The sequence below is a fragment of the Pseudooceanicola aestuarii genome (assembly GCF_010614805.1).
GTDB lineage: Bacteria > Pseudomonadota > Alphaproteobacteria > Rhodobacterales > Rhodobacteraceae > Pseudooceanicola > Pseudooceanicola aestuarii.
The window spans coordinates 2,104,779-2,129,290 of the sequence record NZ_JAAFZC010000001.1; the positions used below are offsets into that span (position 1 = coordinate 2,104,779).

Sequence of the window (24,512 nt, forward strand, 5' to 3'; positions counted from 1 at the left end):
TTCAAGAACGATGATGGACAGATGGGGAAGCTGTTCGACATGTACCTTAAGATGACTGAGAAGGTGTCGGCATGACGGATTTTAACAGCATGACTTTGATGGCTGCGGGCGAGATGATTGCTGAAATGTCTACCCAAGCTGCGTTCTCAGCATTGATCCTGAGCTGGGACGTTGATGAGTTCTGTGGTTCTGGTTCTGGTTCTGTTACCTCGAAGGCAAATGATCTTGTGAAGTTCGCTAAGAGCAACATGGGAAGCCAGAGATCTGTTCCAACGGCCAACGGCCGATGCGAGCTTCCAAGAGCCATGATGGAATATGCCATAACAGCTTCGGAACAAGCGAAGCGTAACTGTCCTGATGCTTGGTCGCGGCTTGTTGCGGGCCTGAAGATGGACGGTTTCGAGATCGGAGAAGAAAAGTTTCCTGATCCCTCTGGGCGGCAATCCCTATTTGAAGACGGTCCGGTCATGATCGCAAAGCCAACACTAAGACGGATGCTGCCTCAGTCCGTGCCGGGCTTGAATTTGCGAGCAGCCGACGACGAAATAACTACCTTGCTGAAGAAGCATGGTTTTTCCACAGCTTTGGGACATCTGCAGCAAGCGACGGCCACGTTTCAAGGTGGACATTGGTCCAGCGCCAACGCGATGATACGAGATTTCTACCAAGAGCTTTTGGATAAAATTGCCGAACGCTTTGGATGTGATCCGAAGGTCAGTGATAATCAGAAACGCCAATATCTTGCTCAAGACGCCTCCGGACCGTTTCTCTATCACGAATACAATGAGTGGGAGAACGATAGAGGTAAGCCAGCTTATGTGTTGGGGCTGTGGGCAAGGCTTCATCCTCACGGTAGTCATCCAGGTCTTTCTGATGAAGATGACTGCGCGTTTAGATTTCAGATAATTTTAATTACTGCACGAGTTTTCCTGAGGCGTTTTGATAAGAGAGTTAGCCCCAAATGACCAAACCCGTTTCCTCTGTCTGTGTTTCCTACCCGGCCAACGGCAGCTCCACCAAGTCCAACGAGCTCGGGATGCGCACCATGCAGGAGCGCGCATATGAAAAGCGGGGTGAGCAATACCTGCTAATCAAGTCGCCGCCCGCCTCGGGGAAAAGCCGGGCGCTGATGTTCATCGCGCTCGACAAGCTGCATAATCAGGGTCTGAAGCAAGCCATCATCGTGGTGCCGGAGAAATCGATCGGATCAAGCTTCGCCGATGAACCGCTATCGAAGTTCGGCTTCTGGGCTGACTGGACGGTCGCGCCGCGCTGGAACCTCTGCAATTCGCCGGGGGGAGACAGCGGCAAGGTCGGTGCGGTTGGCAAGTTCCTGGAAGGAGCCGACCAGATCCTCGTCTGCACCCATGCGACCTTCCGCTTCGCCGTCGACAAGTTCGGGATCGAAGCGTTCGATAATCGGCTGATTGCGGTGGACGAGTTCCACCATGTCTCGGCTAACCCCGACAACAAGCTGGGCGCGCATCTGGGCACCCTGATCGCCCGCGACAAGTCGCATGTGGTCGCCATGACCGGATCGTATTTCCGTGGCGACACCGAGGCCGTTCTGTCGCCCGAGGACGAGGCGCTGTTCGAGACTGTTACTTATACCTATTACGAGCAGCTCAGCGGGTACACATACCTGAAGACGCTCGACATCGGGTATTTCTTCTACAGCGGTTCCTATGCCGACGAACTGCTTAAGGTGCTGGACCCGAACGAGAAGACGATCCTGCACATCCCGAACGTCAATTCGCGCGAAAGCACGAAGGACAAGCATCGGGAGGTTGAGCACATCATCGACGCCTTGGGCGATTGGCAGGGCACTGACCCGGCCACCGGCTTTCAGCTGGTGAAGCGCGACGATGGCAAACTGCTGCGGATTGCCGACCTTGTGGACGATGATCCGGCCAAGCGAGACAAAGTTTCCGCATCGCTCAAAGAGCCGAGCCAGAAGAACAACCGCGATCATGTGGACATCATCATCGCGCTTGGAATGGCGAAGGAAGGCTTTGACTGGATCTGGTGTGAACACGCGCTGACCGTAGGCTACCGGTCGAGCCTGACGGAAATCGTGCAGATCATTGGACGGGCCACGCGGGACGCCAAGGGCAAGACGCACGCGCGTTTCACCAACTTGATTGCGGAACCTGATGCTTCGGAAGAGGCCGTGCGTGAGGCTGTGAATGACACGCTGAAGGCCATTGCAGCCAGTTTGTTGATGGAACAGGTTCTGACGCCGAAGTTCGAGTTCAAGCCCAAAGCGCCCGCCAATACTCCGCAGGACGGCTTCAACTATGGCGAAGGTGACTACGATCCTAAGAAATGCAATGTCGGCTTCAACGAGGAGCAGGGAACGTTTCAGATCGAGATAAATGGCCTGACACCGCCGAAAAGCCCGGAGGCGCACCGAATTTGCAAGAATGATCTGACCGAGGTGATCACCGCATTCGTACAGGACAAGACATCGATCGAACGCGGTCTGTTCGATGAAGAGGTTGTGCCTGAAGAGCTGACGCAGGTGCGGATGGGCAAAATTGTACGCGATAGATATCCAGAACTGGATGAGGCGGACCAAGAGGCTGTACGCCAACACGCAATTGCCGCGATGAATTTCACCCAACAGGCTAAAAAGTCTCTGGTCGGTGATGGTAGCGAAACGGCCGTGAATACTGCATTCGTTGATGGCGTCCGCCAATTCGCGTTGAGTGTCAGGGATCTGGACATTGATCTGATCGACCGGATCAACCCGTTCAGCGAAGCCTACGCTATCCTTGCTAAAACCATGAGTGAGCAGAGCCTGAAGGATGTTGCGGCGGTGATTGAGGCTAAGAAAATCCAGCTTTCACCCGAAGAAGCCCGCGACCTGGCGAAACGCGCTGTGAAATTCAAGCAAGAGCGCGGACGTCTGCCGTCTTTGACATCCGCCGATGCTTGGGAGAAACGAATGGCAGAAGGCGTGGCCTACTTAACGCGAATGAAGCAGGAAGCGATAAATGGGTAACGGGTTCACTGAAGACGACGATGCACTTCTCGCCGAGCTTGGCGTCGAAGTAGAGCACAAAAAGCAAGTGAAACGAACGCCCCGCGAAGAGCGCATCATCGCGGGGTTTGAGGATATTCAGAAGTTTGTCGCCGATCAGGGAAGGCTGCCGCGGCATTCGGGTAACGGAGACATCTTCGAGCGTCTTTATGCAGTACGTCTTGACCGTATCAGGGAGTTACCAGAAGCGCTCGATCTCCTGGCAGGCTTGGATCATGGTAATCTCTTGGCTGAGGCAGCACCAGCCGAGGGCGCTGAAGATCTGGATGACGATGCCCTCTTAGCGGCATTGGGTGTTGAAATCGAAGCCAGCCCGATAACTGAATTGAAACATGTCCGCTCCGCCACAGAACGGAAAGCAGCCGAGGAGGTTGCAAACCGCCAGAAATGTGATGACTTCGAGAAATTCAAACCCCTGTTTGAAAAGGTGCAGCGCGAACTGGACACAGGCGCGCGCGAGACCCGACCATTCGAATTGAAAGCCGAAATTCAGAAGGGGCGCTTCTTCATTGTAGAAGGTCAGAAAGCCTATGTCGCAGATATGGGTGAAACCACGCTCACCGACCAGGGGCGAACCGATGCCCGACTTCGGGTAATCTTCGACAACGGAACTGAAAGCAACATGCTGATGAGGTCGCTTCAACGGGCCCTCAATAAGGATGCGACGGGACGCCGCATTACTGAGCCTGTCGCAGGTCCCTTGTTCTCTGACGCCGTGGAAGAGGGAGACAGTACAACTGGGACAATTTATGTTCTGCGCAGCAAGTCTGACCACCCATTGGTGGAAGCCAATCGTGAACTCGTTCACAAGATCGGCGTGACCACGTTGCCAGTGAAAAAGAGGATCGCAGGCGCCCAACTTCAACCAACCTTTTTGATGGCGCAGGTCGAGGTTGTTGCGACCTACGAGCTCTATAACATCAATCAGACGCGTCTCGAAAACTTGATCCACCGCATCTTCGGGAATGCGCAGCTCGACATTCAGATCCCCGATCGATTTGGCCGACTCACATCCCCGAGAGAATGGTTTCTTGTGCCGTTGTTTGTCATCGATGACGCCGTTGAGAAAATCAGGGACGGCACGATTACGAATTACGCATACGATCCAGAGAAAGCCGAACTGGTCGTACGGTAAAGCGGTACGGTGGCCTTGTTCATTCGCTTCCTGATAAGAGAACGTCGAAGCTGAGGCATTGGTGTACACATTGGGTGAACATGGGGTGCAACTGTAGTCATTGCTCGCTCTAAACAAGCGAGCAAATGGGTTGCTATCTTCATCAGCACCACGTGAGCCAAAGGTTTTCGGCGTCCGGCCTGAACCGCGGTAGCTCCATTGTCATGAGGCACCGTAAATCAGCGGACAGATTGGGACGACGTTACGATTTCTCCCCGCTCGATCATATCGATTGCTTCGGCGAGTGTTTCTACAGCATCTCGAAGAAGATTTGGCAAACCTTTCATCTCCTTGGCGAGTTTCACATAGCTCTGAATTGCCGGGCTGACTGTGTCCTTCGACATGGGGTTTTTGTGCGACAGCAGGGTATCAACGACCTCTGCTGGCACGCCCATCAATACCAAGATTGTCGCCCCGGTCCGACGCAGATCGTGTCGGTGCCAGTTCTCGATACTCGAAAGGTCTTGCAACATGTTCTTTGATCGGTTCCAGTTGCCAAGCGGACCGAGCTCTTGATTTGGAAAGATAAGTTGATCGCTTTCACGATTGGGGAATCCGGGGAGAGACCTAAGAAGATTCATAGCAGATTTTGACAATGGGTGCGTCACCTCTCGGCCGCCCTTGACACGCTTGGTCCAGACGCACTCGTCAAAGCAAACGTCCGCCCACCGCGCAGCCTCAACCTCTTCACGTCGTGAGAGTGTCAAAAGTATAAATTTTTGAGCGATCGGGCGTAGGTCTACCTTCCACCACTCTTCCGAATTGGTCTCGGGAACGGTTAGATATTGTAGCAAGCAACGAAGCTCTGCCACGGAGAGCACCCGATCGCGCTCGCCTGTGATCTTTGGATCGTCGATTGACGGATCTTGAACAGCAAGAAGATCTGCAAGAAGCAGCTGTGGTTTCCGCCCAGCCCCAACTTTCACGAACCGCGGAGTCCTATGAGAAGCCCAGTTAAAGACAGTTCTTAGATAGGCCAATGCCTTAGCTGCTTGACCGTTTGCCGATGTCTTTCCCGTACGACTCTTACTTTTCGGTTTGTAAGAGTGGGCGAGCTCAGACGCCTTCTCGACTGTCAGCTCTCTCGCGGGTCGGTGCAACATCTCACCGAATACGGTTGAAATAACCTGGCGTGCAGTCGATGCGTCACTTGTCTTCCCGCGCTGCCTCCAAATCTGTTTCGTGGCGCTAAACTTGCTTTCAGCCTCCAATAGAAGTTGGAAGAGGGTCACGTCATCTATGACGGCTGCGGGTTTCAGGTGCTCAGCCAGGCTCTCAGGTACAGCGAACACTCCCCGAAGTTGGTCGGCCTTCTGGCGTGCAGCCTTCAACGGCACTTCCGGATATCGCCCTATAGTTACGGTGCGGCTCTTGCCGTGGCAGTCACGTCCCATGTAGGCCCAGGTCTTCGTACCTTTAGCTCCTACGCGTAGAGACAGTCCTTGGCAGACGTTATCTGAAATTGTTTGCCGCTTTCCGGTCGGTTTGATGTTCCGGGCAAAGATGTCGGTAAGCCTTACCTTTCGACTTGCGCGGTTGGCGGGGCGTTCTTGAGTGGTGGTTTGGTTCGTGGACACTTTGGACTCCTGATCTGCTGGTCAGGAAAGAAGTCGTTTCGTTTTCGCGCGTCCGGAAATGTCGTAGGCGAGAAAAGCGCCAGAAAACGCTCGGGACGACACCGGGACGACAAAATAGCGTCGCTGGTTTGATCCCCTGTGAGACGTGGAGATAATCTTGAGACAGACTTTGGGGCTCGAAATTGTGAACCTATATGTTCGATATCAATAGGTTATACGGCTTTTGAGTCTCAAAGCGTCTCACCCTGTCTCAGAACCTGGCCAACCCAAGACTTGTGAGCAGTGGATTGAAAATCCTCGTGTCGGTGGTTCGATTCCGCCCCCGGGCACCATTGTTTACACGAAAACCGAACCTGCGTTTCTGGCTCTGGCCGGATCCGTCATCCATGGGCCGGGCCTTCCGACCTTTGGCGGATTTGCAGTATCGGGGAACAGGTCTTCGGCCTTGATCCCTGGCCGCGGCCAGGGTGTGGGAAGCAGTCCGGCCTTGTATTCCCCCTCTGATCCGCGCTGATCACGCGACGGCGAGCGCCAATGCATGCACGGGGTGGTCGCGTTTGGGTTCGGGTCAGTCCGGCAACAGGGCGACCAGGTCGGCGGCGCCCGCAGGCAGGGAGGCGGCGCTGCGAGGGCGGGGTACGGCAACGCAGCTGCCGGGGTGCCCAAGGCTGGCCAATTGATGCGAGACGCCGCCGCCCCAGTGCAGGTGCCCCTGGCCGATGATGCCCACCACCTGCGGCGCGCCGGGATGATCCGTTGCGGTGGCAAGACGGGTGGCGAAGGCCCGATCCCAGACCTCCTGTGCGCGCACGAACCTGTCGAAGGCCGGATCCCGGCCATCCACGGCCCCGCGCGCGGCACCGCTGCCAGCGACCATTCTGAACAGGTCGTCGCGATAGGCGCGGGGGGAGGGGGCGGCAGGGGTCAGACCCTCCCGCGCATCTTCGGGGATGGCCGCCCAGCCATCGCGCCCGACCTCGCGCACCAGATCGCGGCGGCAGTTCAGCCCGACCATCGCGGTGCCCGTCTCCCGGCAAAAGCGGAACAGCGGCAGATACAGTTCGGCGGGGAACCCCCAGACCTTGTTCCATTCGGCGCGGGCCAGGAACGTGTCCTCGTCCAGCCTGCCGTCGACCCATTCGGCCAGCACCGGGTCCAGCCGGGCCGGAAACATCTCGAACCCCAGGACCAGGGGACGGCGGGCCAGCAGACCTGCGGCGACATGCAATTGCCAGCGGTGGATCGCGGCGATGTCGTGCTGTTCGCCCAGCAGGACGATCGGCGCCTGCGCAAGGATGTCCAGCGCCCCGACATGCGACAGCGGCGCGCCGGTGGCCGGGCTGTACCAGGGCCGGGCGCTCATGCGGGGCGCTCCGTCAGCTGTTCGATGACCAGCCCGGTTTCGCGTCCGTCCTTGTCCAGCGCGACGAATCCGGCCTCTGTTTCATCCCAATGATGCACAGCGCCGGCCTTCAGGTGAAGGTGGAAATCCTCGGTCATGACATTGGCAAAGCCCATGGCCGGGCGGACCTCGGCGATGCGGCCGGTCCAGCTTTGGCGGCGGCCTCTGGGATGCAGGATGATCCGCAGGTCCGCCCCCTCGGCGCACAGCCGGTCCAGAAGGGCAAAGCCCGGATCGTCCTCCATCGTCTCAGGGGTGGCGGACATGGCGGGCATCCGGCGTTCTCGCGGCGCGATGGGGCTGCGGTCCTCCTGTGCGAAAGCGGTGACGAAAGGGGTGGCGCCGTCCATCCCGACGACGGAGAACACGACCTCTCCCGCCGCATCGCGGAAGTCCAGGACAGGAAAGACCTTGCCTTGCATGATCGTGGCAGTGTCCAGAGTGACGTCGGCCACTGCATCCAGGTCGATGCGGGCGGTATGTACCGGGCCGTTCAGTATGGCCTGGTCGGAGGTGACGGTGACGTCGGTGACGGTGCCGATGCGTTCATGGGTGGCGCCGCGATGGCGCAGGACACCCATCACCTTGCCCATGTGGGGCAGGCGGCGCAGGGCCTCGGCCGGAGGGGTGGCGGTCAGACACCAGCGGCCGGGTTCTGGGGCGTCGGTCTGCGGGGTTGCGGCGGCGGGGCGGGTGGGGGTATCTGTCATGCGGATTTCCTTTCGGTGGTCAGGTCGGTGCCAAGGGTCCAGCGCCCGGTTGGGTGCAGGGCCACGGGATCGCGATGCGCGACGCACAGGATCGCGGCCTTGGGCAGATCGTGGCGCAGCAGGGCCAGCACATGGGCCTCTGCCGCCGGGTCCAAAGCCGAGGTCGCCTCGTCCAGCACCACCCAGTCGGGACGGTGCAACAGGACGCGTGCCAGTGCCAGCCGTTGCCGTTCGCCCAGCGACAGCCCCTCCAGCGCGGCGGGGTCGCGATCGGTCAGCGGGCCGTCGGGCATGCGGTGCGACAGCCCCAGCCGGGTCAACACCTCGCGCAGCCGGCTTTCCGGGATGTCGCGCGGATCTTCGGGGTAGCAGGCCGCCGCCGCCAGCCCTTCGGCAAAGACATGCGGGCGCTGCGGCAGGACCATCATCCGGCCTTCCGGCAGGTCGATCCGCCCGCTGCCGTAGCGCCACAGCCCCGACAGCGCGGCCAGCAGCGTGGTCTTGCCCGCGCCCGATCCGCCGCTGATCCAGATCCGGTCGCCGGGTCGGACCTCCCGATCGGGCACCGGCGCCAGCCAGCGGCCCTGGGGCGTTGCCAGCCGCAGGTCGCGCACGCGCAGGGCCGCGCCGCCGTGGCTGCGAGTGATGGCGCGCGGAGCGGCGGGCATCGGTGCGGGATCGCGGGTGATGCTGAACAGTTCGTCCAGCCGATGGGCCACGGCGGCGAATTCGGCCAGATCCTTGTAGGAGAAGATGAACCACGACAACGAGGTGGTGACCCGGCTGAAGGTGCCGGACAATTGCATCAGCCCGCCGAAGGTGACGGAACCGGCGAAATAGGCGGGCAGGGCAAAGAACAGCGGCACCCGGAGGATCGTCTGCCAATAGGGTTGGGTGAACAGGCCCAGCACGAATTCCCGACCGATCAGGCGATGCCAGTTGGTCTGGATCGCGCCAAAGCGGTGGTTCAGCCGCCGGCGCTCGGCCGTCTCGCCGCCGGATTGGGCGATTTCGGTGGCGTTGTCGCGGACCTGGACAAGCGCATGCCGGAAATCGGCCTCGCGCCGCTCCTGCCGGAAATAGATCGATTTCAGCGGTCGGCCCAGGCCGTGGGTCACCAGGCTGGCCAGCGCGACATAGAGGAACGCCAGCCAGACCATGTAACGCGGGATCGCGATATCCAGACCGAAAGCACTGAATTGCAACACGAAATTCGACAGCCCCCACAGGATGCCCAGGTAGGTGACCAGCCCCACGATCTTGCCCAGCAGGTCCAGCGTCTCCAGCAGCAGCAATTCGACAAACCGGTCGCAATCCTGCGAAATCCGTTGATCGGGGTTGTCGATGCCGTGCAGGGACAGGCCGGGGCGCAGGTGCCAATAGGCCTGACCCTTGGTCCAGGAATCCAGCGCCGCACCGGTCAACCGGGTCCGCCAGCGCAGCCGCAACAGCTTGCGCAGGTAGATCTGCGCCAGGTTGATGCCGGCCGATGCGCCGGTCAGCGCGCCAAAGACGCCCAGCTCCCGCAGGGCGGTAGCGGCGTCCATTGCCTCCAGCGCGTCGTAGAACCGCTTGGTCCAGGCGATCATTTGCACGTCGACATAGAGTTCGACAAAAATCAGCGCCAGCACGATGGCCGCCATGGCCAGCCCGACCCAGGCGCGCGGCCCGGAGGCCGCAAGCCGCGTCAGGCGCCAGATCCGCCCCAGGGTATCCAGCATGTCAGCCCCCTAGAACGTCATGTCGAAGCTGACGGCAAACGTCCGGCCCGGTCCGGTCTGCAATTCGATCGGGTTGGTGCGGGCCACCGCATCGCTGGCCGTGGTGGAATAGCTGGCCGCGTTGGCGGTGTAATACTTGGTGTCAAAGACATTGCCGATGCTGAATTTCAGGAAGCCGTTGTCGATCGCCTCCCATTTCGCATGCAGGTCCAGGACCGCGTAGCCGTCGGGTTTGAAATCCGTCGGGCTGGCCGTATCCTGGACCGCCGCGGCAAAGGTTCCGACCCCTTCGAGAGTCAGGCGCGGCCCGGCGAAATAATGTTGCAACGCCACCGTGGCGGTAAAGGGGGGCAGGGTGTGCGGCGCCTCGGCAGAGGTCGGATCGACCTGCTGGGTGCCGGTCTGCCAGGCGGCGGACAGATCCAGCCGGGTGTCCAGCCCCAGGGCCCAGCCAGCCTGGGCCTCGATGCCCCGCACATCGACGGTGGAGATGTTGCGATAGGTGTAATCGCTGGTCCCCGGCGGGTTGTAGAAGCTTTGGATGAAGTTCGAGTAATGCGCCTCGAACGCGGTCAGCGAGGCATAGCCGCGCGTCGTCTCGTAGCGCAGGCCCAGTTCGTGACTGCGCACCTGCTCCGGTTCCAGTCCGGGGGCGGGGGTCAGGTTGAAATAGGTGCCCGGCAGGGAGGTATAAAGCTGCTGCGCCGTGGGCATCTTGAACCCTTCGCCATATTTGGCCCAGACCGACCAATTGTCGTCCAGCCGATACAGCGCGCCCAGGCTTTTCAACAGGGCGTCGTCCTCGCGGACCCGGGGCTCCTGGCCGGGGACGGGCTGGTAATCGGCATCGGCGCGCGGGTCGATCCGGTAGGTGGCATAGCGCAGGCCGGGCGTCAGCTCGAACCGGCCGCCGCCCAGGGTGATCCGGTCCTCGATATACAGATCCGCCCGGCGCGTCGTGGCATTGGCAAAGTTGAACCCGCCCGCGCGGGTTTCGGTGACGCTGCCGGTGGTCAGGTTCGTCTCGACCGAGCGGCGGGAATAATCCGTGCGGGCGATATCGCCGTCAAATCCCAGGATCACCCGGTGATCGGCCGCGCCGGTGGCAAACAGCGCGGTGGCCTGCACGTCGAGTTCCAGGAAATCCTCGCTGTAGGACAGGCTGTCACGGGTCACGATATCCTCTCCCGAGGCAGAGGTCGTGGCCTCGATCCCTGTGCGGTCATAGCCATGCGGTGTATAGGCAAGGGTTGTCTTGATTTCGCTGAACACTCCGCTGTCGGGCGACCAGCCATGTTCCAGCGCATAGCGGCGGCGGTAGAGGTCCAGATCGCTGGACTTGTCGCGAATGACTTCGCCGGTCGGCGCGCCTGTGATCGAGGAATAGACCGGCCCCAGCACGTAATCCTGATCGACATGGGTGTCCCGGTCCAGCAGATCGGCGCTGAATTCCAGCCGGTGGCGCGTGTCAGGGGTCCAGACCAGTTTCAGCAATCCGCGCGTCGACTGTGCCTCCGTCGGGTCCAGCGAGCCGCAGGACGTCGCACCCCAGGCCAGGTTTCGGGGGCAGCCGTAGATCCCGCCCGCGCCATCCGCGTTTGACAATTCCGGCGCGTGACCGTCGCTCCGGGCGACACCGGCCAGCAGGGTCAGATCCGGCGACAGGCGTTGGCCAAAGGTCAGGGAGGTGGCAGTGCCGCTATCGTAGCTGTCATATCCGCCCTGAACCCGGACGGCCCGATCGGCGCCGTTCAGCACGTCCTCAGGGTCCAGCGTCTCGAACGCGACCAGCCCTCCAAGGGCATCCGCCCCCCACAGGACCGACGCAGGGCCGCGCACCACCTCGGCCCGCTTGGTGAAGTTCAGGTCGACGTAGTCGCGCGTACCGTCGATGATCCGCTCCGCCATGCGGGAGCCGTCGACCTGCATCGCCACGCGGTTGCCGCTGACGCCGCGAATGCTGATTCCGCCCAGTGTGCTGAACGGATCGGCGCCCGAGGTCTGGCGGTTGACGCTGACGCCCGGCAGGCGGCGTAGCAATTCCTCGATATCCGAGATCTGGCGATCCTCGATCGTGGCGCCCTCGATCACGGTGATGTTTGCGGGCACGTCCAGCATCTCGGCACCGGCGCGGTCGGTGTTGACGGTGATCGGCGCCAACGGGATTTCGGGATCGGCGGACAAGGTGCCCTGCTGAGCCGTCACCGGAAGGGCGGGCAGCAGGAAAGACGCGCCCAAAAGGGCGGCATGGCGGGCAAGCAGGGTCAAAGGACAGCCTCCGTAGCGTGATATGGGGGGAACGCTAGCGGAAAATGGCTGGCTGAAATGCGCCGGACGGAGAAGATCCGCCGATCGGCTGAGCCGGGTAATGAATTAGTTGAGCATTATTGTCAACTATGTCTTGCGCCCCTGTTGCGCCCCTCCACCGCGCCCGAATGCCAGGGCGGGCCGGGTGGTCAGGGGCGCATGCCGGTCAGACCAGCCAGACCAACAGGCCGATCCCGCCAAGAACTCCGGCCAGAACCGCCAGCAGCACGCCGAAGGACAGGCGGTTGCCCTGAAGTTCGGCAGGAGATTTCTTGCGGTCGGCGGGTTTGGCGCGGCCTGTTTCCACGGCGGCGGCATGGGCGACCTCCTCCGCCGTGGGGGGGTGGCCCGCGGCCTCGGCATCGGTGCCCAGGGGCGCGGCGGCAGGGTCCTCAAAGGCGAGCTTGTCGCCGGTGCCGTTGCGGTCAATCCGGTCGCGCAGGCGGGCGGCGGCGGCAGGGCCCGAAGGCCGGGATGTTTCGGACATGGCGGTGCTCCTATCGGTGGCAGATTTGCGGGATCAACCGGCCAGGCAGGTCAATCGTTCCGCCGCCCCGCGTGATCCCGCCGCCTTTGGCCTCTGACCCACCGCGCCCGAAGCCTTAGCGTCCCGCCGGGCGCCGCGACCCCAGACCGGGCACCGGGCCATAGCGGCGCGGCGCATCCACCACCTGTGCGCCGGGGGCGGGCAGGGCGACGGGACCGCCGGGCGTTTCCACCGTGATCCGGCGCAGATGGGGGTGGTCCGACAGGCCCTGCATGTCATTGACCTGGGCCACGGCCATACCCGCCGCCAGCAGCGCGGCGATCGCGGCAGGGCCTGTCAGCGCCCCGATGGCCAGCCCGACGGCGGCATCGACTTCCGCCCGGTGCCGCACCCGCGCGACATTGGTGGCAAAGCGGGGATCCTCGGCCATCTCCGGCCGGTCCAGGAAGGTGGTGCAAAGGTGCCGCCATTCCCGGTCGCTTTGCACCGAGAGCAGGATCTGATCCCCATCAGCGGCGGCAAACACGCCGTAGGGCGCGATGGAGGGATGCGCCATGCCCACCCGGCGCGGGCTGTTCCCGGCCTCGTGGTTCAACAGCGGAACCGACAGCCAATCGGCCATCACGTCGAACATCGATACCTCGATCGCGGCGCCCGCACCGGTGATGCCCCGGCCGATCAGCGCCTCCAGAATGGCGGCATGGGCGGTCGCCCCCGTCGCCACATCCACGACAGAGACGCCGACGCGGGAGGGTTCTTCCGGGCCGCCGGTGATCGAGCACAGGCCCGATTCCGCCTGGATCAACAGGTCATAGGCCTTGCGCTGCGCCATCGGCCCGGCCTCTCCGTAGCCGGAAATCGAACAGGCGATCAGCCGGGGATAATCGGCCCGCAACCGGTCGATGGCAAAGCCCAGCCGCGCCATCGCTCCCTGTTTCAGGTTCTGGATCAGCACGTCGGCCTGCGCGATCTCCGCCTCCAGCGCGGCCTTGCCCTCTGCCGTCGATAGATCCAGCACGCATGAGGATTTCCCCCGGTTCAACCACACGAAATAGCTGGATTGTCCCGCCGCGGCAGTGTCGTAGCCGCGGGCAAAATCGCCCTCCGGCCGCTCGATCTTGATCACCTCGGCCCCCGCGTCGGCCAGCCGGGCGGAGGCATAGGGCGCCGCCACCGCCTGTTCCACGGCCACCACGCGCAGGCCCTTCAAGGGCAGCATCAGAACGACCTCGGCATGCCGAGAACATGTTCGGCGACATAGGACAGGATCAGATTGGTGGAGATCGGCGCCACCTGGTACAGCCGGGTCTCGCGGAACTTGCGCTCCACGTCGTATTCGCAGGCAAAGCCGAACCCGCCGTGAAACTGGATGCAGGCATTCGCCGCCTCCCAGCTGGCCTTGGCCGCCAGGTATTTCGCCATGTTGGCCTGGGCGCCGCATTCTTCGCCCGCGTCGTAGCGGCGGCAGGCATCATAGCGCATCAGGTTGGCGGCCTCGATCTCGATGAACGCCTCGGCGATGGGGAACTGAACCCCCTGGTTCTGCCCGATGGGCCGGCCAAAGACCTGCCGTTCACTGACGTATTTCGTCACCCGATCGGTGAACCAATAGCCGTCACCGATGCATTCCGCCGCGATCAGCGTGCGTTCGGCATTCAGCCCGGTCAGGATGTACTTGAACCCCTGTCCTTCCTCCCCGATCAGGTTCTCCGCCGGGATTTCGAGGTTGTCGAAGAACAGCTCATTGGTTTCGTGATTGACCATGTTGGGAATGGGCCGCACCTCCATTCCCGATGTCATCGCCTCCTTGATATCGACCAGAAAGATCGACAGGCCCTGGCTTTTCTTCTTCACCTCCGACAGGGGGGTGGTGCGGGCCAGCAGGATCATCAGGTCGGAATGCTGCACACGCGAGATCCAGACTTTTTGCCCGTTCACCACGTAGCGGTCGCCCTTTTTCACCGCCGTCGTCTTGAGCTTTGTCGTGTCGGTGCCGGTGGTGGGCTCGGTCACCCCCATGGATTGCAGGCGCAGTTCTCCGCTGGCCAGCTTGGGCAGGATGCGCTGGCGCTGTTCCTCCGATCCGTGCCGGACGAGGGTATTCATGTTGTACATCTGGCCGTGGCAGGCGCCGGAATTGCCGCCCGCCCGGTTTATTTCCTCCATGATGACAGAGGCCTCCGTCAGGCCCAGACCCGAGCCGCCGTATTCCTCGGGGATCAATGCGGCCATCCAGCCTTCGCGGGTCAAGGCGTCGACGAATTCATCGGGATAGCCGCGTTCGGCATCGACCTTGCGGTGATATTCGTCGGAAAAGGTGGCGCAAAGCGCGCGCACCGCATCGCGGATGTCCTGGTGGGCATCGGGGCTGGGCTGGGTCATCGGGGCTCCTGGGTCCGGGGGTCTGGACAGGCGGAGTATGGACAGGGGCGGGCCATACTGCAAATATCGCTTCGTGCTATCTGCCATAACGATCGGGCCTGGCTTGTGGATCTGCGGCAATTGAAATACTTCGTCGCCATCGTGGAGGACGGCTCCTTCTCTCGCGCGGCGGCGCGGCTGGGGGTGGCGCAGCCTGCCCTGTCCCGTCACGTTCGTCGGATGGAGGACGACCTGGGCACGCCCCTGCTGCTGCGTGGCCCCACCGGTGCGACCCCGACGCCGGAGGGCCAATTGCTGCTGCGTCGCGCCCGCGTGCTGCTGGCCGATCTGGACGCCACGCTGGAGGAACTGCGCTCCCTCAACCATGATCCGGCGGGCAGCGTTCGCCTGGGCCTGCCCGGCACCGTCAGCGACATCCTGTCGATTCCGCTGATCGCGCGCTGTCGGGCGCGCTATCCGCGCGTCCGCATCGTCATCGCCGAAGCGATGAGCGGTTTCGTCCGCGAATGGCTGCTGGACGGGCGGATCGACCTGGCGGTGATCTACGGCGAATTGCAGGAACCGGCATTGCGGACCGACCTGCTGCTGGACGAGGAACTGGTGCTGCTGCTGCCCCCCGACACCGGGACCGACGTCGCCGTTGCGCCGGGACCGGAAAGCCTGGCCCGCCTGCCGCTGATCCTGCCCAGCGGGGCGCATGGCCTGCGTGTGATGATCGATCAGCGGCTGCGGGCACAGGGAATCACCGTCACGCCGGAGATCGAGGTCGACAGCTACCGCAATATCAAACGCCTGGTGGCGGGGGGATATGGCGCCTCGGTCCTGCCGCGCCATGCGGTGGCAGATGCGGCCGAGGCCGGGCACCTGCTGCTCCGCCCCTTCGCCGCACCGGGATTGCGGCGCAGCGCCTACATGGCCCGCGCCAACGCCCGGCCCGCGCCGCGCGCCGCGCAGCTGGTCGCCAGCCTGCTGCGGGAGGTGACGGCAGAGCTGATCGCCAAGGGCGACTGGCCAGGCGCGCGCGCCGGCGGCTGAGGGTTAGCGCGCGAACAACCCCTCGAAATCGGCAAAGCCCTTGATTTCAATCGGATTCCCAGATGGGTCAAAAAAGAACATCGTGCGCTGTTCCCCGGGCTCCCCTTCGAAGCGGACGACGGGCGGGATGTCGAAGACCACGCCCTTGGCCTGCAACCTGTCGGCCAGGGCCAACCAATCCGCCAGCGGCAAAACCACGCCCATATGGGGCATCATCACCATGTGATCGCCGACCTTGCCGCTGCGCGTCGTGGACCAGGGCGTGCCCAGGTGGAATGACAATTGGTGCCCGAAAAAGTCGAAATCCACCCAGCTGTCGGTGGAACGCCCCTCCCGGCAACCCAGGGTGTCGCCGTAGAACCGGCGTGTCTCCTCCAGGTCGGTGACATGCAGGGCAAGGTGAAAGAGGCTGTTCATCTGGAGATTCCTTCCGGCGGTTGCGCAGGCCACTCTGCCGCCCTGCGTGCCGCCGTCAAGCGGATCGCCGGGCACCTCTTGGCGGGCCTCGTGCCACGATTGCCCCCGCGCCACCCCTTGGGTAGGGTCGCCGCACCGGCCCCGGTGGCCGGGTCATTCGCACAGGATCCCCGATGCCGCGCCGCTCTGCCCTTGCCGTTTTGCCGACCTTGGCGTTGGCCCTTGCCCTTGCCCTGCCGTTGGCCGCCGCGCGGGCGGGAGGGATCACCGTCTTTGCTGCCGCCAGCCTGAAGACCGCACTGGAGGACATCGCCACCGCGTTCGAGGCCGAGGGGCACGGCGTTGTCACCCTGTCCTTTGCCGGAACCTCCGCGCTGGCCCGGCAGATCGACGCGGGCGCCCCGGCGCAAGTCGTGATCTCCGCGAACCCGGATTGGATGGATTGGCTGGAAGACCGCGGTCATCTGACACCCGGCACCCGCCGCGACCTGCTGGGCAACGCGCTGGTACTGATTGCGCCCGGGGATGCCGCCGAACCGCTCGACCTGGGCGCCGCGCCCGACCTGCGGGCCCGGCTGGATGGCGGGCGCCTGGCCATGGCCTTTGTCGATGCGGTTCCGGCAGGGATCTACGGCAAGGCCGCGCTGACCGGGCTGGGATTGTGGGAAAGCCTGTCCCCGCATGTCGCGCAGTTCGACAATGTGCGCAGCGCGCTGGCCGCCGTCGCCCTGGGAGAAGCGCCATTGGGCATCACCTACCGCACCGACGCCATGGCAGAGCCGCGGGTGCGCATCGTCGCGACCTTCCCGCCCGACAGCCACCCGCCGATCATCTATCCCGCCGCCACCCTGGGCGACGATCCGGACCCGCAGGCGACCGCTTTCCTGGCTTTCCTGTTCTCTGCCCCGGCGCGCGCGATCCTTGTGGCGGAAGGGTTCGACAGGGTGGAGAACTAGGTGGCCGGCTGGCTGGGCCCCGAGGAGACACAGGCGATCTTGCTGTCGCTGCGTGTCGCGGCAGTGGCTACCCTGGCCGCGCTGCCGCCGGGGATCCTGGTCGCCTTTGCGCTGGCGCGCTGGTCTTTTCCGGGTCGGGGCGTGCTGAACGCCCTGGTGCACCTGCCGCTGATCCTGCCGCCGGTGGTCACCGGCTACCTGCTGCTGCTGACCTTCGGAACCAAGGGGCCGGTGGGTGGGGCATTGGCCCAGATCGGCATCGTGTTTGCGTTCCGGTGGACCGGTGCTGCGCTGGCGGCGGCCATCATGGCCTTTCCGCTGATGGTGCGCGCCATCCGCCTCTCGGTGGAGGCGGTGGACCCCGGGCTGGAAGCCGCCGCCGCGACCCTGGGCGCGCCGCGCGCCTGGATCTTTGCCACGGTGACCCTGCCGCTGATCCTGCCGGGGGTGCTGGCCGGGGCGGTCCTGTCCTTTGCCAAGGCGATGGGCGAATTCGGCGCCACGATCACCTTTGTCTCCAACATTCCCGGCCAGACCCAGACCTTGCCCACGGCGATATATGCGTTCCTCCAGGTGCCGGGAGGGGAGGGCGCGGCCCTGCGCTTGGTGGCCGTCGCGGTGGCCATCGCCATGGCCGCGCTGCTGGCGTCAGAGGCACTGTCGCGGCTTGTCGCCCGTCGGGTGGCCGCGCGATGAGCCTGAACGTCACCGTGCAACACGGGTTCGACGGGTTTGCGCTGGACGTGGCCTTTGCGGCGCCGCCGGGGGTGACGGTGCTGTTCGGCCGCTCCGGCGCGGGCAAAAGCACGATCATTCAGGCGGTGGCGGGATTGCTGCGCCCGCAGGCCGGGCGGATCGCCGTGGACGGACAGGTGCTGTTCGATGCCGCGCAGGGGGTGGACCTGCCGGTGCGGCGGCGCGGCCTGGGCTATATCTTTCAGGACGGGCGGCTGTTTCCGCATATGAACGTGCGCCGGAACCTGGCCTATGGCGCGCGTTTCGCGCCGCGCGACGCGCTGGTCACGGACCGGGACAGGGTGGTGGAAATGCTGGGCCTTGGTCCGCTGCTGGATCGGCGCCCCGGCGCGCTGTCGGGCGGCGAGAAACAGCGCGTCGCGATCGGCCGCGCCTTGCTTGCCGGCCCGCGTCTGGTGCTGGCGGACGAGCCCCTTGCCGCGCTGGATGACGCCCGCAAGGCCGAGATCCTGCCCTATTTCGAACGGCTTCGGGACGAGGTCGCGGTTCCGATCCTCTATGTCACCCATTCCCCGGCCGAGGTCGCCCGACTGGCCACCACCGTGGTCGCGCTGGAAGACGGGCGGATCATCCGCGCCGGCCCGGTGGCGGAGGTTCTGGGCGATCCGGCCGTTACTCCCCTGGGCGCGCGCGAAGCCGGCGCGGTGATCACCGCCCGTCTCGTCGCGCACCATGCCGACGGGCTGAGCGAGCTGGACGCCTCTGGTCGCCGCCTGTTGCTGCCGCGCGTGCCCGGTCCGCCGGGGCAGTCGCTGCGGGTGCGGATCGCGGCGCAGGATGTCATGCTGGCGACCACCCGCCCGCAGGGAATATCGGCGCTGAATGTCTGGCCGGCGGTGATCAGCGGCCTGCGCAGCGGAGCGGGGCCGGGGGTCATGGTGCGGCTGCGGGCCGGTGACAACATCCTGCTGGCGCGCATCACCCGCCGCTCCGCCGAGGCGCTGACCCTTGCGCCGGGGCAGGAGGTGTTTGCCGTACTCAAGGCCGTCTCCGTCGCGCGGGAGGCGGTGGCGGGCAGCTAGCCGCCGGACCAAGGAGATCAGCCAGCGGATCATCCGGTATCGAACGGGGTGTCGATCACTCCGGTCAGCTGGATAAGGAAATCACCATCCGAAGGGTGCTGCGCATCGGCGTGATGGGCGTCGATGGTGGACAGGACGTTGTTCAGAGATTGCGCATCGTCGCGCAGGTAGAGAGCCATGACCTCCGCCGCCTCCGCCACGTCGGAGATGCCACGAATAACGGCGAAATAGGTGCCGATATCGGTCTTGGTCGCCAGGTAGGCCTGATCGGCGAGGGTGTCCGGGGTGGTCACGCTGGGAAATTTCGCGCCGTTGAGGATCGCCAGGATGAAGATCGCGGGGGTGATGGCGGGGTTGTTCTCCAGCTCGTTCACCCAATAGGCAAAGCCCGACGGGTCGGGCGTACGCCCCAGCACGTTGCCATAGACCGCGGTGACAAACCCGGCAAAATCGGTGACCTGCGGGATGTCGCTGCCCGGCGGGGGCGGGGCCATCAACGCGGCATAGGTGGACCGGGTTTCGTCCTGGACAAAGAAGGAAGCGGCCATTTCCGGGACGGAATACCCCTCGGAGAAGCGCGTCGCCCAGTAGAACAGGCCAAGCGCATCCGGCGCGCGGTTGAAGTATGCGATGTAAAGCTCGATGATCGCTGCGAATTCCGGCTCCGTCAGGGTGGCGGGGCCTGCGAAGATGTCGAGCGGCATCGGACCGGTGTCAAAGAGCGGGATCTCGGTCTCGAAATCCAGCGCTTCGATGGAGGTCAGGGTGGTCACCGAGCCGCCCTGCCTGTCCGTCAGGGTCGCCCCGTCCGGGGACAGGAGCAGGGTGTAGTCCGATTGGTCGCCACCCAGTCGGGCGGTATCCCGCCCGCTGCCGCCGTCCAGCAGATCATTGCCGCCCAGGCTGGTCAGGGTGTCATCCCCGCCCAGTCCCCGCAGGATGTCATCGCCCGGCCCGTCCGACAACGGGTCATTGCCCGATCCGCCGGTGACCGTCAGGCTGTCATGGGCCACCAGAAGAGGGCCGGGCACCGGGGACAAATTGTTGGTTTCGCTGCTTTCCCCGACATCCATGCCGTGGTCGGCCATGGCTGCCAGATAGTGCAGGCGGCCGGCTGTCGCGTCGGTGGGGACGGTGATCGTGGCAATGACCTGGATCTGTTCTCCGGCGGCAAGGGCGGCGGCAGGAGCGGTGCCGATCGCGATGTCCTGCGTGGTGACCTGTGCATCCGTGGACCAGAGGATGCCGATCCTGCTGGCGGCCGCATCCATGTCGCCCTGGTTGCGCATGGTGACGGTGACATCGGCCTGGCTGCCGGAAGCAAGGGGACCAGGAGGCAGGGAGAGCGCGGTGATCACCAGGTCCGGCCCCTGGGTCGCGCCGGTCACCGTGATCTGGGCGCTGGCCGAGATATTGTCGGTTTCCGCGCCGGGGCCGGTTTCGGCGATCTGCTGGTCCGGGTCCACCACCGCGGCGATGCTGTAGCTGCCTGTCGGCAGGTCCGGCAGGGTGAGTTGCGCGGTGACGATGCGCTGGCTGCCCGCCGTCAGCACGCCGCCCAGGGGAATCTCCGCCAGGCGAGGATCGTCGTAACCCAGCGGGGCCGCGCCCTCTGACCGGACCAGCGCGAGGGTTCCGTCCGGCCAGTCCAGATCGCCGGAATTCTCCACCAGGACGGAGATGTCGACGACGTCCCCCGGTGTCAGGGCCGTGCGGGCAAAGGTGAGGCTATGCGCCTCGATCCCCGCCTTCAGAAGACGGGGAGCGCTAAGCGCGACCTCTGCCCCGCCGGCCGCGTCGGTGAAGGCATAGGATACCGTCAGCTCCGCCCCCATGTCGGCCAGGCTGGGCGCATAGGTCGCCGCCGTGGCGCCGGGGATCGGGCTGCCGTTGCGCAACCATTGGTAGCTGCCACCGGCAGGGATGCCGTCGGGATCGTGCAACCCGGCGAGGGATACCGCCAGCAGGGGTGCCGGGCCGATGCCGGGGGTGATCACCGGCGCGCCGGAAACGGGGGTGTTGTCGGCGCGCAACAAGGCGTCATCGACGCTGAAATCGGCGGCCACGATCCCCGCCAGCCGCACTTGTGTGCCGTCATCGAAGCGCATCACCGGGTCGCTCCCCCCGATGCCGGCGATGGCGGCCTGCGCGGCCACAGGATCAAAGGCGGTGAGGTCGAGCAGATCCGAACCGTCGGTGAAATCGGTGATCAGGTCGGAGCCGCCGCCGGGCGCGATGACAAAGACATCGTCGCCCGAACCGCCGGTCAACGTATCCGCCCCGGTGCCGCCTGACAGGGTGTCGTCACCGATCCCGCCGGACAGGCTGTCCGCCTCCGGATGCAGGTCCAGGCGCAGTTGCGGCGGGGCGCCTTCCAGCGTCGCGTCGCGCCCCCCGGCAAGGTCGGTCAACAGGTCGCCCCCCGTGCCGGCGCGCCAGAGGTGGAGCAGGTCCGCATCGTCCGGCGACGCCTCCGCGCGGCGCCCGATGGCGGCCAGCGCGGTGTCGCTGGCAGGGCGGGAATACAGGGCGATTTCCCCGAGATGGCCGTTCAGCGCGATATCCGGCAGGAAGGCGGCGCCGACCTCCCCGAAGCGGAGGGTGCCTGCGCCACTGCTATGGGCCGCCAGATCGGCGAAAGCGGAATAGCCCTGGTACCGACCGTCGAGGAAATACCGGACCTCTCCCGTCCCGCGGTCAAGCTGCGCGGTCAGGTGGTGGATCTCTCCGGTCTGGATCTCCTCGCGCAGAATCTGGGTGGTGGAGATACGGTAGCCGCCGTTGCTGCCGACCATTGTCCGGACCTGGCCATCCCACAACACGATCTCGAAGAAAAGGTCCGGATCGGTGGCGCTGACAAAGGAAAACAGACCCTGGCGTCCGGGATCGTCGGGGGCGATGCGCAGGTGCATGTCAATGCGCTGCACCGTCTCGAAGGCGGCGAAATTGTCGACCCGGGCGCGCTGGCCCGATGCGCCATCGTTGTTCAGTGCCAGCATGTCGATGCCGGCGGAGGCAGTGCCGGGCAGACCGCCATGCAGGACATCGTCTCCGGACATGCCCAGGATTGTGTCATTGCCCGATTGCCCCGACAGGATGTTGTCGCCGGCGTTCCCGGTGATCCGGTCGGCGCCACCGCCGCCGGTCGCGTCCTCGATCATGACGCCGTGGGCGATGGTGTAGACACCGTCGGGGTAGACGATAGCCGGTGCAGAAAACGACACCTCTGTCCAGACATAGGAGGCATGACCGGCACCGCCCTCCTCCTGCTGCAGGGAGGCGGGGCGCAGGTCGATGACGGCGGCGAATTGCGCGTCGGAGAAGTCGATCCGGTCGGCGCCGCCCGCATCCCAGATCGTGTGGTGGCCGCTGGGCACGCCATAGGTGTCGGCGCCGGTGGCGTGGGCGTCATTGGTGCCGTAGATCGCCTGCAACGCAGCGATGTCCAACGCGCCGTAGCCGTAGCTGTCGGCGATAAAGGTGACGTGATCCATCCCCGCGCCGCTGGCGTTCATGGAATAGGACATGGCGGTGAAAATGTACTGGTTGAAACCGTGATCGCCAGGGTCGCCCTGTGCGTCGACACCGGGCAGGGAGGGGGATTCGAACGGGTGCTCCAGGCCCATCGCATGGCCCAGCTCATGGGTGGTCAACTGAGTGGGGGTGCCGGTGTCGCGCCGCATCGCTGCCGCATCCAGAACCACCTGGGCGGTGTGGGGCGGGCTGGGCAGGTTGGCCCAGCCGCCGATGCCGGTCAGATCGTCCTGTGCCAGTGCGATCTGTGCGTCGGCGATGATCTGCGTCTCGACAAAGGTCAGGGGGGTGATTGCGGACAGTTGGTCGAACACGCCGCGCACCACGGCGCGATCGGCTTCGGACCAGGGGCCCGAGAGGCCGCTGCCGCCGTAGTCGGGGCTGGCGGAATAGCGTGCGCCGGGGGAGTAGAAGGCGTAATGCAGCACCTCTCCGGTCCAATGATGGCCGGAGACCAGTGCACCAAGAAGCGGATGCGCCGCGCCGTCGATCCCGGCGGCGCCCTGTTGGTCGGCCTGGATGATCGCCCCGGCGCTCAGCGCGGATTCCGATGTTCCGGCGCCGTCGACATAGCTGATCCGCACCGTGAGGCGGCTGCCGATATCGGTGGCCGTGGCGGCGTGGGTCGCGCCGGTGGCGCCGGCGATGGCCTGGCCGTCGCGATACCATTGGTAGCCCATCGGCCCCAGCCCGTCCGCATCCGCCAGCCCGGCCAGATCCACCGACAGCACGGATCCCGCCGCGCCGGTGCCGGTGATCACGGGAGTACCGGTGAGGTCCGAATTCTCCGTCATGCCGCGTCTTCCCTTGCCTGCTGTGGTTCCGTCCTTAGGTACCAAACCCTCATATTTCCTTAACGGTCAAGCGAACCGCGCGGGAATGAGGCGGGCAGGACGCGCCGGTCACATGCCGGCGTCGCGGGACCAATAGGCGGCGGCCAGGCTTCGGGTTCGGGGCAGGCCGCGCGCGGCCAGCGCGGCGCGGGCATGGGCGACGTCGGATTTCTCGGCGCCGATCCAGGCAAAGCCGCCGTCCTCCGGCAGGGGGCTGGCGGCGAGGTCGGCCAGCAGCGCGGCACCGCTGTCCACTCGGGTCAGGCGCATCCCGGCGGGGTGGGCCAGGTCGGGCAGGTCGGCGGCGGGAACGCTGATGCAGGCGCTGCCACGGGTGTCGGCGGGCAGGCATTCCAGGATGCGGGCGATGGCGGGCAGGGCGGTCTCGTCACCCCAGAGGCCCAGATGCGGCTCCTGCGGAATGCCGCCGCCGCCGGGGCCCATCAGGCCGATCCGGTCGCCGGGGGTGGTGCGGGCGGTCCAATCGGTGGTGCGGCCGCCCTGGTGCAGATAGACATCGACATCCAGCCAATCGCCCGCCGCGCCGATGCGCCGCACGGTGTAGACCGGGCGATGCAGGGCCGCCGCCCCCTCGGGCCAGCGGGTGCGGCCCTTGTCGTCCAGCACCGGCCATTGCACCGGGACATCGTATGCGGTGTCTGTACCCTCGGGCGGCAGGAGAAGGCGCAGATGCAGCCCCTCGCCGGCGAACCGGGCGAGGTCACCGGTCAGGCGGATGCGGCGGAACCGGGGCGATACTTCGGTGACCGCCGCCACGGTGGCAAGCCGCATGTTGGCGGGGTGGGCGCCGACGGTGATACCCTCCCAATCGGGCAGGGTGCCAAGGGTTTCCATATGGCCGGTCACGGCCTCCCGCAGCACGTCCAGCAGCCCCGCATCCGGGGCGCGCAAGGTCAGGTGGGTGCGGCGCGGACCATCAGGGCGTGCGGTGACCCATGTGCCCCAGAGCTCCAGTTGCAGGGCCGTGCCATCGCTGTGCAACGGCAGGTCATGTTCATCGGCATGGGTGCGGAACATGGCATGCACCGCGTCGGTTTCCAGGGCGACGCGCCCTTCGCCCAGGTGGGTCATCCGCGTGCTCCGCAGTGTCGCACCGGCGACGGGCCAACCAGGAGGGTGAGCGGGGGGCAGGGTG

The 24,512-nt window shown here is 64.6% G+C and carries 18 protein-coding genes; 7 read left to right on the top strand and 11 right to left on the bottom strand.

Going from position 1 to position 24,512, the window contains the following annotated elements; genetic code table 11:
* The first annotated feature begins 71 nt into the window (after positions 1 to 71).
* From G5A46_RS10050 to G5A46_RS10060, 3 genes are read left to right on the top strand one after another with little or no spacing between them, the layout of a single operon-like run.
* Positions 72 to 965, top strand: coding sequence for a hypothetical protein (locus tag G5A46_RS10050; RefSeq protein ID WP_163849267.1), 894 nt, complete (start codon positions 72 to 74; stop codon positions 963 to 965).
* On the top strand, positions 962 to 3,004 hold the full coding sequence (locus tag G5A46_RS10055; protein WP_163849268.1) for a DEAD/DEAH box helicase: 2,043 nt from the start codon (positions 962 to 964) through the stop codon (positions 3,002 to 3,004). The genes G5A46_RS10050 and G5A46_RS10055 overlap by 4 nt, the downstream gene beginning before the upstream one ends.
* On the top strand, positions 2,997 to 4,178 hold the full coding sequence (locus tag G5A46_RS10060) for a GIY-YIG nuclease family protein (protein ID WP_163849269.1): 1,182 nt from the start codon (positions 2,997 to 2,999) through the stop codon (positions 4,176 to 4,178). The genes G5A46_RS10055 and G5A46_RS10060 overlap by 8 nt, the downstream gene beginning before the upstream one ends.
* Positions 4,179 to 4,396: 218 nt before the next feature.
* Here the strand turns inward: G5A46_RS10060 and G5A46_RS10065 are convergent, their stop codons facing one another.
* The 8 genes from G5A46_RS10065 to G5A46_RS10100 all read right to left on the bottom strand — a co-directional run bounded on the left by G5A46_RS10065 (position 4,397) and on the right by G5A46_RS10100 (position 14,803).
* A complete protein-coding gene (locus G5A46_RS10065) occupies positions 4,397 to 5,794 on the bottom strand; it encodes a tyrosine-type recombinase/integrase (RefSeq protein ID WP_163849270.1) in 1,398 nt (465 codons plus the stop codon).
* Positions 5,795 to 6,362: 568 nt separating this feature from the next.
* Positions 6,363 to 7,157, bottom strand: a complete 795-nt coding sequence (locus G5A46_RS10070) for a ChaN family lipoprotein (RefSeq protein ID WP_163849271.1) — start codon at positions 7,155 to 7,157, stop codon at positions 6,363 to 6,365.
* Entirely contained in the window at positions 7,154 to 7,906 is a 753-nt protein-coding gene (locus tag G5A46_RS10075; protein ID WP_163849272.1) for a ChuX/HutX family heme-like substrate-binding protein, read from the bottom strand. The genes G5A46_RS10070 and G5A46_RS10075 overlap by 4 nt, the downstream gene beginning before the upstream one ends.
* Entirely contained in the window at positions 7,903 to 9,627 is a 1,725-nt protein-coding gene (locus G5A46_RS10080; protein WP_163849273.1) for an ABC transporter ATP-binding protein/permease, read from the bottom strand. The genes G5A46_RS10075 and G5A46_RS10080 overlap by 4 nt, the downstream gene beginning before the upstream one ends.
* Positions 9,628 to 9,636: 9 nt before the next feature.
* A complete protein-coding gene (locus G5A46_RS10085) occupies positions 9,637 to 11,895 on the bottom strand; it encodes a TonB-dependent receptor domain-containing protein (protein ID WP_163849274.1) in 2,259 nt (752 codons plus the stop codon).
* A 205-nt stretch (positions 11,896 to 12,100) separates the two neighbouring features.
* Entirely contained in the window at positions 12,101 to 12,421 is a 321-nt protein-coding gene (locus G5A46_RS10090; protein ID WP_163849275.1) for a hypothetical protein, read from the bottom strand.
* Between the two features lie 115 nt (positions 12,422 to 12,536).
* Entirely contained in the window at positions 12,537 to 13,640 is a 1,104-nt protein-coding gene (locus tag G5A46_RS10095; protein ID WP_163849276.1) for a CaiB/BaiF CoA transferase family protein, read from the bottom strand.
* The gene (locus G5A46_RS10100) at positions 13,640 to 14,803 is read right to left on the bottom strand and encodes an acyl-CoA dehydrogenase family protein (protein ID WP_163849277.1); all 1,164 of its coding nucleotides are present in this window, start codon (positions 14,801 to 14,803) and stop codon (positions 13,640 to 13,642) included. Before G5A46_RS10100 ends, G5A46_RS10095 begins: the two co-directional genes overlap by 1 nt.
* A 120-nt stretch (positions 14,804 to 14,923) precedes the next feature.
* Here G5A46_RS10100 and G5A46_RS10105 point away from each other — a divergent pair, with 120 nt between their 5' ends.
* A complete protein-coding gene (locus tag G5A46_RS10105) occupies positions 14,924 to 15,838 on the top strand; it encodes a LysR family transcriptional regulator (RefSeq protein ID WP_163849278.1) in 915 nt (304 codons plus the stop codon).
* Positions 15,839 to 15,841: 3 nt separating this feature from the next.
* On the opposite strand, the gene G5A46_RS10110 is transcribed toward G5A46_RS10105, so the two are convergent.
* Entirely contained in the window at positions 15,842 to 16,255 is a 414-nt protein-coding gene (locus G5A46_RS10110) for a VOC family protein (RefSeq protein ID WP_163849279.1), read from the bottom strand.
* 173 nt (positions 16,256 to 16,428) lie between these two features.
* On the opposite strand from G5A46_RS10110, the gene modA reads away from it, so the two are divergent.
* From modA to modC, 3 genes are read left to right on the top strand one after another with little or no spacing between them, the layout of a single operon-like run.
* Positions 16,429 to 17,211 carry a molybdate ABC transporter substrate-binding protein gene (gene modA, locus G5A46_RS10115; protein WP_163849280.1) on the top strand — a complete coding sequence of 261 codons (783 nt, stop codon included), beginning with the start codon at positions 16,429 to 16,431 and terminating at the stop codon, positions 17,209 to 17,211.
* Positions 17,212 to 17,907 carry a molybdate ABC transporter permease subunit gene (modB, locus tag G5A46_RS10120; RefSeq protein ID WP_163849281.1) on the top strand — a complete coding sequence of 232 codons (696 nt, stop codon included), beginning with the start codon at positions 17,212 to 17,214 and terminating at the stop codon, positions 17,905 to 17,907.
* Entirely contained in the window at positions 17,904 to 18,989 is a 1,086-nt protein-coding gene (gene modC, locus G5A46_RS10125; RefSeq protein ID WP_163849282.1) for a molybdenum ABC transporter ATP-binding protein, read from the top strand. The genes modB and modC overlap by 4 nt, the downstream gene beginning before the upstream one ends.
* 29 nt (positions 18,990 to 19,018) lie before the next feature.
* Here the strand turns inward: modC and G5A46_RS10130 are convergent, their stop codons facing one another.
* Positions 19,019 to 23,317, bottom strand: a complete 4,299-nt coding sequence (locus G5A46_RS10130; RefSeq protein WP_163849283.1) for a CARDB domain-containing protein — start codon at positions 23,315 to 23,317, stop codon at positions 19,019 to 19,021.
* A 108-nt stretch (positions 23,318 to 23,425) separates the two neighbouring features.
* On the bottom strand, positions 23,426 to 24,448 hold the full coding sequence (locus G5A46_RS10135; protein ID WP_163849284.1) for a siderophore-interacting protein: 1,023 nt from the start codon (positions 24,446 to 24,448) through the stop codon (positions 23,426 to 23,428).
* Positions 24,449 to 24,512 lie beyond the last annotated feature (64 nt).

Excerpts from the sequence above, each read along its gene's own strand:
- G5A46_RS10050 (WP_163849267.1), top strand. The coding sequence starts at position 72 with ATGACGGATTTTAACAGCATGACTTTGATGGCTGCGGGCGAGATGATT.
- G5A46_RS10055 (WP_163849268.1), top strand. The coding sequence starts at position 962 with ATGACCAAACCCGTTTCCTCTGTCTGTGTTTCCTACCCGGCCAACGGC.
- G5A46_RS10060 (WP_163849269.1), top strand. The coding sequence starts at position 2,997 with ATGGGTAACGGGTTCACTGAAGACGACGATGCACTTCTCGCCGAGCTT.
- G5A46_RS10070 (WP_163849271.1), bottom strand. The coding sequence starts at position 7,157 with ATGAGCGCCCGGCCCTGGTACAGCCCGGCCACCGGCGCGCCGCTGTCG.
- G5A46_RS10075 (WP_163849272.1), bottom strand. The coding sequence starts at position 7,906 with ATGACAGATACCCCCACCCGCCCCGCCGCCGCAACCCCGCAGACCGAC.
- G5A46_RS10080 (WP_163849273.1), bottom strand. The coding sequence starts at position 9,627 with ATGCTGGATACCCTGGGGCGGATCTGGCGCCTGACGCGGCTTGCGGCC.
- G5A46_RS10090 (WP_163849275.1), bottom strand. The coding sequence starts at position 12,421 with ATGTCCGAAACATCCCGGCCTTCGGGCCCTGCCGCCGCCGCCCGCCTG.
- G5A46_RS10095 (WP_163849276.1), bottom strand. The coding sequence starts at position 13,640 with ATGCTGCCCTTGAAGGGCCTGCGCGTGGTGGCCGTGGAACAGGCGGTG.
- G5A46_RS10100 (WP_163849277.1), bottom strand. The coding sequence starts at position 14,803 with ATGACCCAGCCCAGCCCCGATGCCCACCAGGACATCCGCGATGCGGTG.
- G5A46_RS10110 (WP_163849279.1), bottom strand. The coding sequence starts at position 16,255 with ATGAACAGCCTCTTTCACCTTGCCCTGCATGTCACCGACCTGGAGGAG.
- modA (WP_163849280.1), top strand. The coding sequence starts at position 16,429 with ATGCCGCGCCGCTCTGCCCTTGCCGTTTTGCCGACCTTGGCGTTGGCC.
- modC (WP_163849282.1), top strand. The coding sequence starts at position 17,904 with ATGAGCCTGAACGTCACCGTGCAACACGGGTTCGACGGGTTTGCGCTG.
- G5A46_RS10130 (WP_163849283.1), bottom strand. The coding sequence starts at position 23,317 with ATGACGGAGAATTCGGACCTCACCGGTACTCCCGTGATCACCGGCACC.
- G5A46_RS10135 (WP_163849284.1), bottom strand. The coding sequence starts at position 24,448 with ATGACCCACCTGGGCGAAGGGCGCGTCGCCCTGGAAACCGACGCGGTG.